At 62.8% G+C, this 13685-nt stretch carries 12 protein-coding genes; 3 read left to right on the forward strand and 9 right to left on the reverse strand.

What is annotated here, in order from left to right; translation table 11 throughout:
* Window positions 1-25 precede the first annotated feature (25 nt).
* The 4 genes from PSH78_RS14320 to PSH78_RS14335 all read right to left on the reverse strand — a co-directional run bounded on the left by PSH78_RS14320 (window position 26) and on the right by PSH78_RS14335 (window position 4517).
* Window positions 26-1315, reverse strand: a complete 1290-nt coding sequence (locus tag PSH78_RS14320) for an MFS transporter (protein ID WP_305494896.1) — start codon at window positions 1313-1315, stop codon at window positions 26-28.
* A 123-nt stretch (window positions 1316-1438) separates the two neighbouring features.
* A complete protein-coding gene (locus PSH78_RS14325) occupies window positions 1439-2170 on the reverse strand; it encodes a GntR family transcriptional regulator (protein WP_305494897.1) in 732 nt (243 codons plus the stop codon).
* Between the two features lie 127 nt (window positions 2171-2297).
* Window positions 2298-3503 carry an organoarsenical effux MFS transporter ArsJ gene (arsJ, locus tag PSH78_RS14330; RefSeq protein ID WP_305494898.1) on the reverse strand — a complete coding sequence of 402 codons (1206 nt, stop codon included), beginning with the start codon at window positions 3501-3503 and terminating at the stop codon, window positions 2298-2300.
* A 9-nt stretch (window positions 3504-3512) separates the two neighbouring features.
* Window positions 3513-4517, reverse strand: coding sequence for an ArsJ-associated glyceraldehyde-3-phosphate dehydrogenase (locus PSH78_RS14335; RefSeq protein WP_305494899.1), 1005 nt, complete (start codon window positions 4515-4517; stop codon window positions 3513-3515).
* Between the two features lie 270 nt (window positions 4518-4787).
* Here PSH78_RS14335 and PSH78_RS14340 point away from each other — a divergent pair, with 270 nt between their 5' ends.
* A complete protein-coding gene (locus PSH78_RS14340) occupies window positions 4788-6509 on the forward strand; it encodes an amidase (protein ID WP_305494901.1) in 1722 nt (573 codons plus the stop codon).
* 83 nt (window positions 6510-6592) lie between these two features.
* Here PSH78_RS14340 and PSH78_RS14345 read toward each other — a convergent pair whose 3' ends face one another.
* Window positions 6593-7372 (reverse strand): EAL domain-containing protein, encoded by a 780-nt coding sequence (locus PSH78_RS14345; protein WP_305494902.1) that lies wholly within the window; start codon window positions 7370-7372, stop codon window positions 6593-6595.
* A 219-nt stretch (window positions 7373-7591) separates the two neighbouring features.
* On the opposite strand from PSH78_RS14345, the gene PSH78_RS14350 reads away from it, so the two are divergent.
* Both PSH78_RS14350 and PSH78_RS14355 read left to right on the forward strand, forming a co-directional pair.
* Window positions 7592-8920: an OprD family porin gene (locus PSH78_RS14350; RefSeq protein WP_370871122.1), complete on the forward strand. Its 1329-nt coding sequence runs from the start codon at window positions 7592-7594 to the stop codon at window positions 8918-8920.
* 71 nt (window positions 8921-8991) lie between these two features.
* Window positions 8992-9942 carry a DNA/RNA non-specific endonuclease gene (locus PSH78_RS14355; protein WP_305494905.1) on the forward strand — a complete coding sequence of 317 codons (951 nt, stop codon included), beginning with the start codon at window positions 8992-8994 and terminating at the stop codon, window positions 9940-9942.
* A gap of 44 nt (window positions 9943-9986) precedes the next feature.
* Here PSH78_RS14355 and PSH78_RS14360 read toward each other — a convergent pair whose 3' ends face one another.
* The 4 genes from PSH78_RS14360 to PSH78_RS14375 all read right to left on the reverse strand — a co-directional run bounded on the left by PSH78_RS14360 (window position 9987) and on the right by PSH78_RS14375 (window position 13513).
* A complete protein-coding gene (locus tag PSH78_RS14360) occupies window positions 9987-10826 on the reverse strand; it encodes an oxidoreductase (RefSeq protein ID WP_305494907.1) in 840 nt (279 codons plus the stop codon).
* 20 nt (window positions 10827-10846) lie between these two features.
* Window positions 10847-11611 carry an SDR family NAD(P)-dependent oxidoreductase gene (locus PSH78_RS14365; RefSeq protein WP_305494909.1) on the reverse strand — a complete coding sequence of 255 codons (765 nt, stop codon included), beginning with the start codon at window positions 11609-11611 and terminating at the stop codon, window positions 10847-10849.
* Between the two features lie 184 nt (window positions 11612-11795).
* On the reverse strand, window positions 11796-13088 hold the full coding sequence (locus PSH78_RS14370; protein WP_305494911.1) for a sorbosone dehydrogenase family protein: 1293 nt from the start codon (window positions 13086-13088) through the stop codon (window positions 11796-11798).
* A complete protein-coding gene (locus PSH78_RS14375; RefSeq protein WP_305494913.1) occupies window positions 13085-13513 on the reverse strand; it encodes a DUF2231 domain-containing protein in 429 nt (142 codons plus the stop codon). The genes PSH78_RS14370 and PSH78_RS14375 overlap by 4 nt, the downstream gene beginning before the upstream one ends.
* Window positions 13514-13685: the final 172 nt, after the last annotated feature.

Genomic DNA, 13685 nt, shown 5'->3' on the forward strand with positions numbered 1-13685 from the left:
TTCTCATCTATCGAAATTGAAGTGATCAGGCCCGGGCGCTCTCGCTGGCAGGTGCCACGCCAGGCGCTGGCGACGCAGTTGCTTCCAGGCTGCGGCCGCGGGTTTCCGGCAGGCAAAGCGCCGCGAGCACAGCCACGCCGTAGGCGATGCCGGCATCAATGCCGATGGCTGATCCCAGGGACATGGAATCGCTCATGTGCCCCACCAGGAACGGGAATACCGCCGACAGCACCCGGCCGAAGTTGTAGCAGAAACCGACGCCGGCACCGCGTACATCCGCCGGGTACAACTCGTTGAAGAACGCCCCGAGGCTGGCCGGAATGCCGGCTGCGAAAAAGCCGAGCGGAAAGCCCAGGAACAACATCTGCGTGTTGCTCAACGGCAGGAATACGTAGCACTGCACGGTCACCACACAGCACAGCGCGAACAGCAGGATGTTCTTGCGCCGGCCGATGCGATCGATCAGCAAGCCACTGACTACACAACCGCACCAGAAGGCAAAGATGATCACCGCCAGGTAGCCGCCGGAGTTGAGCACCGACAGGTTGCGCTCGGTCTTGAGGAAGGTCGGCAGCCACGTCATCACCGCGTGATAACCGCCGTGGGCACCCAACCCCAGTAAACCGCCGAACAGGGTCACGCGAATCAGTTCCGGGCGAAAGATGCCGCCCAGGGACTTGAAGAAGCTCTGCGGGATCGCCTGTTCCTTTTGCAGGCGCTGGAAGCTGTCCGGCTCCTCGACGTTGCGCCGTACCCAGATGATCAGGAACGATGGCAGCAGGCCGACGATGAACATCACCCGCCAGGCCATGTCCTGCGGCACCAGGGAGTAGATCAGCGTAAAGACCCCGACCGCCAGCCCCCAACCCACTGCCCAGGCGCTCTGGACCGTGCCCATGACCTTGCCGCGGTATTTCGGATTGATGGTCTCGGCCATCAGCACCGCGCCGGCCGCCCACTCTCCGCCAATGCCAAAGCCCTGCAATGCCTTGACGATCAACAGTTGGTGGAAGCCCGTGACGAACGCCGACAGGAAGGTGAAAAACGAGAACCACAGGATCATCCATTGCAGCGTGCGCACCCGGCCATAACGGTCGGACAGCGTCCCGCCGACCCAGCCACCGAGGGCCGAGGTCACCAGCGTAACGCCGCTGATCAGCCCCGCATCGCCCTTGGACAAGGCGAACGCGGCGATCAACGCCGGTATCGCCAGGCCGAACATCTGGACTTCCAGCGCGTCGAGCGACCAGCCGCCAAAACACGCCCAAAACGTCTTGCGCTCCCGCGAAGTGATCTGGCGATACCAACTGAACATGATTCTTATCCTTATGAGTGGAACAAAAGGCAGCCGAGAGCGAACCGCGCCGCTACAGGGCCAGTCAGGAAAAACACACAGGGCAAGGGCAGCGGCGTTCGAGACGCCGCTAGCCCGCCAACGTCAGCGGATCTCGACGCTGTAGCGGAAATGCTCGGCATGCCCGCGCGAACGGCGCCATTCCAGCGGGTTGCCGGCGTAATCACGGGCCAGGCGCTCGATCACCACCACCGGGCTGTTGACCGGAACCTGCAACAAGCGCGCGTGCACCTCGTTGACCGATTCGGCGGTGAGGGTTTCCTGCGCGTAGGCAACCACCTGCCCGCAGACTTCCTCGTAGATGGGATAGAGCAGCGGCCCTTTCTGGCTCAGATCGATCTCCAGCAACGACTGGAATCGGCTGCGGGGCAGCCAGATTTCTTCGGCGAGCACCGGCTTGACTTCCAGCAGACGTACCCGGACGATGCGGATCACCGGCGCATCGACCGGCAACCCCAAGGCCTGCGCGACCGCCGACGGCGCCGCCACCGGCTCGACAGAGAGGATGCGACTCTCCGGAACCCGACGCTCACCGGACGCCGATTGAAAGCGAAAGAAACGAAACAACGATGACTGGAACTGGGGACGACGAATGAAGGTGCCCCGCCCTTGCTGGCGCTCCAGGATGCCCTCGCTGACCAAGGCATCAATTGCCTTGCGCACGGTTCCGGTGGACAGCTGGTATTCGGCTGACAACGCTGCCTCGGTGGGAATCGCCTCCCCCGGACGCCAGCGATTGTTGGCGATCTGCTCCGCCAACTGGTCACGCAAACGTTGATAAAGCGGCAGGCGGGCGTCGCTTGACAGGGCGTTCATAGGACTATATTCACCTTGTTATCTAGTCATCTATATGAATTTGCGCCGAGTATTTGCTTCGTCCCGCAGTGTTGTCAAGACGGGGCCTGATGCTTTGCGGACCAACGGAAACAGCAAGCGCAGCGAATCAGTGCGTTGCGTGACGGGGCAAAGCCAACGAAATCAGGGCAGCGAGCAACACGAATGCACTGGAAATCCATAGGCACGCCGCCAACCCGTACCCTTGGTAGACCCAACCGGAAAGCAGCGTCCCGGCCAGCCGGCCGATGGCGTTGGACATGTAATAGAAACCCACGTCCAGCGACACGCCGTCCTCCTTGGCGTACGACACGATCAGATAGCTGTGCAGGGAAGAATTCACCGCGAACAGCGCGCCAAAGACCATCAGCCCGCCCAACAGCACTGCCTGCTGTGACAGCCCCAGGGCCATCGCCGCCGGTAAGCCCGCCAACGCCAGCGCCCAGAGGAACGCGGCGCGGCCATCCGGCACCTGCCCGCGTTTCTTGCCGGTGATGTTCGGCGCCAGGGATTGCACGATGCCGTAGCCGATGACCCACGCGGCGAGAAATCCGCCCACGGTCGAGAAATCCCAGCCGTAGACACTGCTCAGGTAGACCGGCAGGGCCACCACGAACCAGACATCCCGGGCGCCGAACAGGAACATTCGCGCGGCCGACAAAATATTGATCGCCCGGCTCTTGGAAAGAACGTCGCGAAATCTCGGCTTGGCCTTGGCCTTGCCCAGGTCCTTCTTCAGCAGGATCAGGCTACCGCCCCAGATCAGCGCCAACACAACGGCCATCGCCAACAATGCGCCCTGGAAACCGATCCATGCGAGCAACGCCCCGCCGAGGAAAAAGCCGACGCCCTTGAGCGCGTTCTTCGAGCCGGTGAGGATCGCTATCCAGCGATAAAGCCTGCCCTGCTCACCGTCAGGCACCAGCAGCTTGATGGAGCTCTTGGCGCTCATCTTGTTCAGGTCCTTGGCGATGCCCGAAAGCGCCTGGGCCATCATCACCCAGGCGATGGTCAGCCAGGCGGACGGAACCGTCAGCATCAGCAGCGCCACGACTTGCAGGCCCAGGCCGATGTTCATCGTCCGGTTCAGGCCCAGCCGGGCACCGAGGTAGCCGCCCAACAGGTTGGTGATCACGCCGAAGAGTTCGTAGAACAGGAACAGCGCGGCAATCTGCAGCGGGCTGTAGCCCAACGCGTGAAAGTGCAACACCACGAGCATGCGCAGGGCGCCGTCGGTCAGGGTGAAGGCCCAGTAATTACTGGTGACGAGCAGATACTGCCGCACTTGCGGCGCTAAGGCTGACAAGGCTGTCATCACAATTCCTCAGACGGCCAGGCCAACCATCCGGGCCAGTTCGACGGTGCGGTTGGCGTAGCCCCATTCGTTGTCGTACCAGGCGTAAAGCTTGACCTGGGTGCCGTTGACCACCAGGGTCGACAGCGCATCGATGATCGACGAGCGCGGATCGGTGCGATAGTCGATGGACACCAGAGGGCGCTCCTCGAAACCGAGAATGTCCTTGAGCTCTTGCTCGGCTGCGTCCTTGAGAAAACCGTTCACTTCCTCGACCGTGGTGGCTCGCTCGACCTCGAACACGCAATCGGTCAGCGACGCATTCGCCAACGGCACCCGCACGGCATGGCCGTTGAGGCGCCCGCGCAGCTCAGGGAAGATTTCGGCGATTGCAGTGGCCGAGCCGGTGCTGGTGGGGATCAGGCTCATGCCCGACGCCCGGGCGCGGCGCAGGTCCTTGTGCGGCTGGTCGAGGATGCTCTGGGTGTTGGTCAGGTCATGAATGGTGGTGATCGAGCCGTGACGGATGCCGAGCTTCTCGTGGATTACCTTGACCACGGGCGCCAGGCAGTTGGTGGTGCAGGAAGCCGCCGTCACGATGCGATGCCGGTCCGGCTCGAACTGCTGGTGATTGACGCCCATGACGATATTCAAGGCGCCCTGCTCTTTCACCGGGGCACTGACTACCACGCGCTTGACGCCCTGATCGAGATACGCCTGGAGCACCGCGACCGTCTTCATCTTGCCGCTGGCCTCGATCACCACATCGCAGCCCGACCAGTCGGTGTCGGCGATCGCTTTGTTGGCTGTGACCTTGATGCGCTGCCCCTCGATGATCATGCTGGCGCCCTCGGCGTCGGCCTGGCGGTTCCAACGGCCGTGCACCGAATCGAAGTTCAACAGATGCGCATGGGTCGCCGCGTCGCCCGCCGGGTCGTTGACCTGCACGAACTCGAAATCCGGCCAGCCCCAGGCCGCGCGCAAGGCAAGGCGACCGATGCGTCCGAAACCGTTGATACCTACTTTGATCGTCATTTCGAAGGGGCCGTCTATTTGTGTTCAGTCGAATATATGTTTTTCCGAATACAAGAGGAAATCGAAAGTGGCGCATCCGAGCGTGGCGAGGGAGCTTGCTCCCTCGCCACGGAGTCCGTTGTTACTTCAGAAGGGAGAGTGCTCCGCTCACGCTCTCGTAGTACAGTCTGCACCCGATATCAGCCCTAACTTGAACGACATCAGGCGTCCGGGGATTTTACTTGAACATACCCGCGCCTCATGTTCTTCGTCAGCCGAAGCGGTAACAGCATGATTGAAATCACCGAAATCTCCATTGCCCAGCTCCGGGCTGCGCTGGAATCCGGCCAGACCACGGCGGTCGAGCTGGTCCAGGCCTATCTCGCCCGGATCGACGCCTATGACGGTCCCGACACGCCTACCGCCCTCAACGCGGTGGTGGTTCGCAACCCCGATGCGCTGGACGAGGCGAAGGCGTCCGATGCCCGGCGGGCCAAAGGCCAGACTCTGGGCCCCCTCGATGGCATTCCCTATACCGCCAAGGACAGTTATCTGGTGAAGGGGCTTACCGCTGCCTCTGGAAGCCCGGCCTTCAAGGACCTGGTTGCCCATCGCGACGCCTTCACCATCGAACGCCTGCGCGCCGCCGGGGCGATCTGCCTGGGCAAGACCAATATGCCGCCGATGGCGAACGGCGGCATGCAGCGCGGCGTGTATGGCCGCGCCGAAAGCCCTTATAACGCGGATTACCTCACCGCGCCTTTCGCCTCGGGCTCGTCGAACGGCGCGGGCACTGCCACCGCTGCCAGTTTCGCCGCCTTCGGCCTTGCTGAAGAAACCTGGTCCAGCGGACGCGGCCCGGCCTCCAACAATGGCTTGTGTGCCTACACGCCCTCGCGCGGGGTGATCTCGGTGCGCGGTAACTGGCCGTTGACGCCGACGATGGACGTTGTGGTGCCCTACGCCAGGACCATGGCCGACCTGCTGGAAGTGCTGGACGTGGTGGTGGCGAACGACCCCGCCCCCCGTGGCGACCTGTGGCGCCTGCAACCCTGGGTGCCGATTCCGTCCGTCGATTCGGTCCGTCCCGCCTCGTACCCGAGCCTTGCCGCCAAACCCGAAGCGCTGGCCGGCATCCGTTTCGGCGTGCCGCGCATGTACATCAATGCCGACCCCGAAGCCGGCACCGCTGAAAAGCCAGGCATTGGCGGCCCGACCGGGCAACGAATCATCACTCGGCCGTCGGTGATTACCCTCTGGGAAGCCGCGCGCAAGGCGCTGGAGGCCCAGGGCGCCGAAGTGATCGAGGTGGATTTCCCGCTGGTGTCCAACTGCGAGGGCGATCGCCCGGGCGCGCCGACCGTGTTCACCCGCGGCCTGGTGTCCAAGGAGTTCCTGCACCATGAACTCTGGGACCTGTCGGCTTGGGCGTTCGACGATTTCCTGCGGGCCAACGGCGATCCGAAACTCAATCGCCTGGCCGACGTCGACGGACCGCTGATTTTTCCTCACGACCCGGGCACCCTGCCCAATCGCGAGGATGATCTTGCCGCCGGCATGGACGAATACGTGAAGATGGCCCAGCGCGGCATCACGCCGTGGGACCAGATTCCGACCTTGCCCGATGGCTTGCGCGGCCTCGAACAGACACGCCGGATCGATCTCGAGGATTGGATGGAGCGCCTTGGCCTGGACGCGGTGATCTTCCCTACCGTGGCGGACGTCGGGCCCGCCGACGCGGACGTCAACCCGGCGTCAGCCGACATTGCCTGGAGCAATGGCGTATGGGTCGCCAACGGCAACCTCGCCATCCGCCACCTCGGCGTGCCTACGGTCACCGTGCCGATGGGCGTCATGGCGGACATCGGCATGCCGGTCGGGCTGACGTTCGCGGGCCGTGCCTATGACGATTCGAAACTGCTGCAGCTGGCCTCGGCATTCGAGTCGACGGGCTCGAAACGGATGATCCCGCCGCGGACTCCGCCGTTGTCTGGCGACCATCCGCGCGCGTGATCGCGGCGGGTACATGAAACAAGCAAGCAGGCCCACCGCTTCAATAGCGTGTGAGGCCTGCAATCATGGGCGCCTGCTGCTGGCTAATCGAACCTGCCCACCGCGAGCCGACCCGTCTCGGGTCGCGCATAGAGATACCCCTGCATCAGCTCGATGCCCAGCTCCAGCAGCGTCGCGCTTTCTTCTCGCGTCTCGACGCCCTCGGCGATGACGGTAATCCCCAGCCGGCCGGCGACCAGGATGATCCCCTCGACAATCGCGCGCCTGACCGGGTCCTGGTCGATGCCTCGGGTCAACGCCATGTCGATCTTCAGTACCTGGGGCTGGAACAGCGCCAGCAGATTGAGCCCCGAATAGCCCGAACCGAAGTCATCGATTGCGGTCGTGAAACCCTGGCGTTCGTACTCCAGGAAGATCGACTTGAGGTGCTCGGGATCGTCCACCCTTTCGCCTTCCGTGACCTCGAACATGAGCCTGTCCGGCGGAAAGCGGCTTTGACGCGCAGCCTCCAATGTCGCCCGTATGCAGGTCTCGGCCCGGTACACGGCGTTGGGCAGGAAGTTGATGCTGAGCAGACAATCGGGAATGTCGAGGATACCCAGCCTGGCAGCCTCCTCGATCGCTTTCACCCGGCAGGCCTGGTCGAACCGGTAGCGGTTGCCGTCATTCACCAGCCCGAGGATATAACCTGCCGATTCGCCGTTCACGCCTCTGACCAGTGCCTCATAGGCAAAGGCCGTGCGCGTGCGGACATTGACGATCGGTTGGAACGCCATGGTGAAATCAAATCCCAATGCAGAATGGTCGCGACACTCGGCGCAACCAAGGGATTTGAACGTTTGAGGAGGTGAAGATGCGGTCATATCAGTGTTCCGTCGCGGCAGCGGGCGTCCCTGTGATGCAGAAACTATAGGCAATCTCCCTTGAATCGGCACGGGCTGCGCTTTCTGGAGTGCGGTCGGGCCCGCGTTACGCAATTAACAACGTTTAACTCGCCGCTGCGCGCGACCTCACCAAAAAATGGCGCTCTGTCCAGGCCTTGGTTCACACGGAAAAGTCGCATGTCGCTCGCATCCACAAACATGATTGTACCCAGGCCAGCACCGGTCGCCCTGAAGCCGATCTGGCTGCTGGCTTTGCTCGCGGGAAGCGCACCCGCACTGGCGGGACAAACCGCCGAGGGTTTCCTGCAAGGGGCGTCATTTGAGGTGCTGAGCCGCAACTTCTACCTCAACAATGACTACCGGTCCCCTACCCCGGCGGGCAAGAGCTACAAGGCGGAATGGGCCCAGGGCTTCATCGCCACGTTCGAGTCCGGCTTCACGCCCGGTATCGTCGGTGCAGGTATCGACGCCCATGGGTTCGTCGGTTTGAAACTGGACGGCGGCAAGGGCCACTCGGGGACGGGATTGCTGCCGCTGGACGACGACGGACGCAGTGAGGACGGATACTCCAGCGCCGGCGCTGCGCTGAAATTCAACACCTCACGAACCACCTTGGCGCTGGGCGAAATGACCGTCGCGACACCGGTATTCGATACAGCTGACAAGCGCCTGCAACCGGAATACGCCAGCGGCGTGTTGCTGTCGAGCCAGGAATTCGCTGAGGTCGATTTGCAGGCGGGTCATTTCAACGCCTTCAAGAACCAGGATGCCTCCACCGCCAAAGGCGATTTCTCTGGTTATGGGGCAAGTACCCGCCACGGCAGTATCGACTTCATCGGTGCCGACCTGTTCAGCGGCCGCACGGTGGGCGGCGCGCTCTATGCTTCCGAGCTGAGCGACACCTGGCGCCAGTACTACGCCAATGTGCATTCGACGCTGGGCCAGTTGTTCCTCGACGGTAACGTCTACTACACCCGCGACCATGGCCAGGCCAGCGCAGGCGCCATCGACAACACGGCCTTCAGCCTGTCCGGCAAATATCGACATGAAGCCCAGGCATTCACCTTGGCGTATCAGAAAATCAACGGCGACACGCCTTTCGATTTCGTCGGTGGCGACTCCATCTACCTCGCCAACTCGATCAAATACGCCGATTTCAATGGCCCGGGCGAACGCTCCTGGCAGGCTCGTTACGACCTCGACCTGGGCACGTTGGGTATCCCCGGCCTGAGTTTCATGGCCCGCTACGTAACCGGCAACGGGATAGATGGCAGCCATGCGCCAAGGGGCGGTGCCTACAACCCGTTCGACAGCGACACTGGAACCTACAGCCCGCAGCAGGGGGACGGTGGTCGCCATTGGGAGCGCGACCTGGACCTGCATTACGTCGTGCAATCAGGGCCGGCCAAGGACCTGTCGCTGCAACTGTCCCACGTTACCCACCGCGCCAACAGCGCCCAGGCCGGCGATGACATCGACAGGCTGTACGTCGTCATCCAGTACCCGCTGAAGCTGGGGCCGTTCTGAACAGCCGCATCATCAAACCTTCATGCTGCTGACGGCATGATAGTTGGCATCGAGCCCAGCGAGGAAGCGCCATGCCGTTACCAGGACTAGCGACGAACGTCTCTCACCGACCAAGGCTTGCGGATCTCAAACCGCTTGTCCAATCCTTGCAGGCAGCTCCCGCTGCCCTGCGCAGACAGACGGAACCCAGGATCACTCCGGCAACACAGCTGGAAAATCGAGAGGGTTATCGCAGCGACTTCCTGGGTGATTTCATCGTGCCCTGGCCGTCCCTGGATCCAGCCCAGGCAGAGGACGTCCACCCGACGGGCGCAGCCATGAATCGTCTGGATTACACCCATTTCTCCATCACCCTGTCTCGGAGTCGACGATTGGCGCTCGTGGCGGGTGTCAATATCGATGGCGCCAGCAGTGTCGAAGTCGATCGCGGGCGCGATGCCTGGGCCTATGACGGGCGACTGCCCAGCGATGCGCAGCTCGGCGAAGAGCTCTATGCCGACAACCTGCTCGATCGCGGCCATCTGGTCAGGCGCCAGGACCCCAACTGGGGCCAGGATGCGCACACGGCCAACGCCGACACCTTCCACTTCACCAACTGCTCACCACAGATGGCCGCCTTCAACCAGAAAACCTGGCTGGAGCTCGAGGACTATATCCTCGACAACACTCGCCGCTGGAAAGCCAGGGCGACGGTATTCACCGGGCCGTTGCTGCGCGAAGATGATCCGACCTACCGGGGCGTACAGATCCCCACTGCCTTCTGGAAAGTCGTGGCATTCCTCGGCGACGACGGCAAGCCCTCGGCCAGCGCCTACATGATTGACCAACGCCGGGAGCTGGGAAAACTGGAGCTCCTGTTCGGGGCGCTCAAGACCTATCGACACAGCGTTGATCAGATCGAAACGCTGACGGGTGTTCGTTTTGGTGATTTGGCCGACTACGACGGTTTCTCGAACGAGGAACGCTTGACCGGAACACGGATTGAAGCGGCCATCCGCGGGCCCGAAGATATCCTTCTGTAAAACGGAACGACCGGCGCCCGGTACAACGGACACCGGTCGGGCTATCAGCGCTCCAGACCAGGAAAATCAGCTCCACGCGCCGTGGCCTCCCACGCGCGAAACTCTTCCTGCATGGCGGACAGCTTGGCCATCGCCACTTCGAACGCGCGATTGCCCAATAGCAACCGCTGAGGCGGCTGCTCGGCATTGACCGCGGTATAGATCGCCGCGGCCGCACGCGCCGGGTCGCCTTCCTGCCTGCCGACCGAGGCGTGATAAGCGCGGCGTGCGGCGCCTGCGGTGGCGTCATAGTCATCGATCGGCTCGCTTACCTCGGCTGCCGAGCCGGCCCACTCGGTGCGAAACGCGCTGGGTTGCACGGTCATGACTCGGATGCCGAGCGGTTCGACTTCGGCCCGCAAGGCATCGCTGAGCCCTTCCACGGCAAACTTGCTCGCGCAGTAATAACCCACCGCAGGAAAGCCGGCGAGCCCGCCGATGGATGTCAGGTTGACGATCATCCCCTGCCGCCGCCGACGCATGCCTGGTAGCGCCGCGTGGATCATGTTCGCGGTACCGAACAGGTTGACCTCCAGGAGCCGACGCGCTGCCTGCGGATCGGTTTCCTCGACCGCGGCGAAATAACCGATACCAGCGTTATTGACCAACACGTCGACCGTACCAAATTCTCGTTCGGTGGCGGCCACTGCGTCGCGGGCCTGCTGTGGGTCAGTGACATCGAGCGGCAGCACCAGGGCTTCGCCGAGGCGGCCCAGGTCCTGCACTTGCTTGACTTTGCGGGCGGTGACGACTACGCGCTCATCCTGCTTGAGCAGATGCTCGGCAATGTATCGACCAAAACCAGTGGAACAGCCGGTGACCAGCCAGGTTTTACGATTGCTCATGACGGTTCTCCTCTGTTGGCTCAGCCGGCGGTGACAGTCATGCCGCCGTCAGCCATGACCACCGAGCCGACCATGAAGCTGGCGCGGTCCGAGGCCAGGAAGGCGACCACCTCGGCGATTTCTTCAGGTTGCGCGGCCCGGCCGATGGGGGCGGCTTCGCCGTGCTGGGCGAGAAATTGCGGGCCATCCTCGACCACGTCATTGAGGATATTGGTGACCACGTCGCCAACGCCGACCGCATTGACCCGGATGCCATGCTCGATGACTTCCAGCGCCAGCGTGCGGGTCAACTGCGCGAGGGCGCCCTTGGACGCGGTGTAGGCGGCGATGGTCGGGAAAGCGAAATAGGAGGCATAGGAGGCGATGTTGACGATGGCCCCGGACTTGTTGGGCATCATTGCCTTGACCGCTTCGCGTGAATGCAGAAACGCCGCAGTGGCGTTGACCGCCTGGATGCGTTCCCAGTCCTGGCGCGTCATGTCGACTACCCGTTTATTGATGATGATGCCGGCGTTATTGACCAGGATATCCAGCCGGCCAAACTGCTCGATCGCCAGGCCCACCGCGCGCTCGGCGGCACCGTCCGCGGTGATGTCGGCCACCAGCGGCACCAGTCCCGGGCGGGCCAGCTCGTTGACGGCGGGGTTGATGTCCTCGGCGATCACCTTGGCGCCACGGGCATGCAGCAACAGGGAAATGGCCTTGCCGATACCGCTGGCGGCGCCGGTGACCAGGGCGACCTTGCCTTCGACTTCGTGGGGAATGTTGTGTTTGATATCGCTCATGGTAGCTCTCCTCGTTGACCGACCGACGAGACATTCGCCGGTGCGCTGTCGTGATTGACGGCTTCACTGTCGCGCAACGAGGGTTACCGGGCTTTGGTGATGTTGCGGGGACTGTCGGGGTTTTGCGCGAACCTGCAAAACCGGCGGGATTACCCGGGACGGCAGCGCGTCCCGGGCATCGGGTTCATGGCTTGCGAGTCACCCGCCACACGGTGTTCGCCAGGTCATCGGCGATGATCAACGCACCGCGCGGATCAACGGTCACACCCACGGGCCGCCCACGGGTCTTGCCATCGTCACCGCGAAAACCCGTGGCGAAGTCCACCGGCTCACCGGCGGGACGACCGTTGCGAAACGGCACGAAAATGACCTTGTAGCCCACCGGCTGGTCGCGGTTCCAACTGCCGTGCTCACCCACGAAGGCGCCTTCGGCGAATTGCTCGCCCATGGCCGGGATGGAGAAATCGACACCGAGTGCCGCGACGTGGGACCCGAGGCTGTAGTCGGGTTTGACCGCTGCGGCGACTTTTTGCGGATCCTGCGGCTGCGCGCGCGGATCGACGTTCTGCCCCCAATAGCTATAGGGCCAGCCATAGAACGCGCCCTCGCGCACCGATGTCAGGTAATCCGGCACCAGGTCGGGGCCCAACTCGTCACGCTCGTTGACCACCGCCCACAACTGTCCGGAGCCAGGCTCGACCTTCAGCGCCGTCGGGTTGCGCAGACCTGTCGCATAGGGTCTGTGGGCGCCCGTCTCGGCGTCGATCTGCCAGACCATGGCCCGGTCGATTTCGACTTCCATGCCGCGTTCGGTGACGTTGCTGTTCGAACCGATGCCAACGTACAGCGAGCGTCCGTCGGGACTGATGGCCAGTGCCTTGGTCCAGTGGTGGTTGATCTCGGAGGGCAGGTCGGTGACTTTGGTGGGTGGCCCGCCGGCCTTGGTCTGGCCCTCTTCATAATCGAAGCGCACCAGTGCGTCCTGGTTGGCGACGTACAGCTTGCCGTCGGCAAACGCCAGGCCATAGGGTGCGTTGAGGTTTTCGGCGAAGACCGTCTTGAGCTCGTAGGTGCCGTCACCGTCAGCGTCGCGCAACAAGGTCAGACGATTGCCGCCCTTGACCTGGGTGTTGCCCTTGGCCTTGATGACGCTGGCAATCACATCCTTGGGCTTGAGCTTCGCGGCGTTTCCGCCACGGCCTTCGGCCACCAGGATATCGCCGTTGGGCAACACCAGGGTCTGGCGCGGAATCTTCAGGTCGGTGGCGATCGCGGTGATCTCGTAGCCTTGCGGCACCGTTGGTTTCTGCTCGCCCCAGGGCACCGGCTCGGCGATTTTCATGCTGGGCAACAACCCGCGCTGGGGCTCCGGCAATTTGGGGTCCGGACCGCGTGCCTGAGTGGCGTCCCCTTCCCCTCCGCACGCGCTCAGCAACAGCGCCATGCTCAAGGCTGTCAATGCGATGCGCGGTTTCATTGCTCACCTCCGGAACGCAGATTGGTCAGCCCGACCCACGCCGCAGCGCAGGCCAACACGCTGACGGCGACTGACAGAACCAGGCCCTGGGGCATGATGGCCCAGGCGTCCTTGGCATGTTCAAAGGCATTGATCAGCCCGAGTACCCAAGTCACCAGCAACAGCAGGAAATACACCACGGGACGCCCGGCCTTGCGCTCCGCACGGATCAGATTGACCAGCGCAAACAGCAAGGCCAACCCACAGAACAGCAGTCCGCCGGCAATCAGCCAGGAGGCGAAATTGCTCCATTGGATCTGGTAGGTCTTGTAGTACGCGATGTCATTGAGCAGCGCCCCGAGAAACAACGGAACGCTACCGGCGAGCAGGACCGCGTGAAGCGGACCTGGCGTGCTTCGGTAGAGGGGATGGGTGGTAACGGTCATGACAGCTCCTTATCGTTCAGCGTCCCGTGGCGGTTTCCGTGAGATCCGGGCCACCGGGGTCGCGTTGATTAACGCCTAGGGAAATGATCGTGCCGCCAAAGCGATAGTTCCGATTTTTCGCTTGGGGTAAGGCGGCAGTTCCCAGCATTTTCATGACAGGGAGTACGGTGCA

The sequence above is a fragment of the Pseudomonas sp. FP198 genome (assembly GCF_030687895.1).
Lineage (GTDB): Bacteria > Pseudomonadota > Gammaproteobacteria > Pseudomonadales > Pseudomonadaceae > Aquipseudomonas.

What these genes read in the sequence shown, in the direction of transcription:
- PSH78_RS14320 (WP_305494896.1), bottom strand. Translation starts at nt 1,315, where the DNA reads ATGTTCAGTTGGTATCGCCAGATCACTTCGCGGGAGCGCAAGACGTTT.
- PSH78_RS14325 (WP_305494897.1), bottom strand. Translation starts at nt 2,170, where the DNA reads ATGAACGCCCTGTCAAGCGACGCCCGCCTGCCGCTTTATCAACGTTTG.
- arsJ (WP_305494898.1), bottom strand. Translation starts at nt 3,503, where the DNA reads ATGACAGCCTTGTCAGCCTTAGCGCCGCAAGTGCGGCAGTATCTGCTC.
- PSH78_RS14335 (WP_305494899.1), bottom strand. Translation starts at nt 4,517, where the DNA reads ATGACGATCAAAGTAGGTATCAACGGTTTCGGACGCATCGGTCGCCTT.
- PSH78_RS14340 (WP_305494901.1), top strand. Translation starts at nt 4,788, where the DNA reads ATGATTGAAATCACCGAAATCTCCATTGCCCAGCTCCGGGCTGCGCTG.
- PSH78_RS14345 (WP_305494902.1), bottom strand. Translation starts at nt 7,372, where the DNA reads ATGACCGCATCTTCACCTCCTCAAACGTTCAAATCCCTTGGTTGCGCC.
- PSH78_RS14350 (WP_370871122.1), top strand. Translation starts at nt 7,592, where the DNA reads ATGATTGTACCCAGGCCAGCACCGGTCGCCCTGAAGCCGATCTGGCTG.
- PSH78_RS14355 (WP_305494905.1), top strand. Translation starts at nt 8,992, where the DNA reads ATGCCGTTACCAGGACTAGCGACGAACGTCTCTCACCGACCAAGGCTT.
- PSH78_RS14360 (WP_305494907.1), bottom strand. Translation starts at nt 10,826, where the DNA reads ATGAGCAATCGTAAAACCTGGCTGGTCACCGGCTGTTCCACTGGTTTT.
- PSH78_RS14365 (WP_305494909.1), bottom strand. Translation starts at nt 11,611, where the DNA reads ATGAGCGATATCAAACACAACATTCCCCACGAAGTCGAAGGCAAGGTC.
- PSH78_RS14370 (WP_305494911.1), bottom strand. Translation starts at nt 13,088, where the DNA reads ATGAAACCGCGCATCGCATTGACAGCCTTGAGCATGGCGCTGTTGCTG.
- PSH78_RS14375 (WP_305494913.1), bottom strand. Translation starts at nt 13,513, where the DNA reads ATGACCGTTACCACCCATCCCCTCTACCGAAGCACGCCAGGTCCGCTT.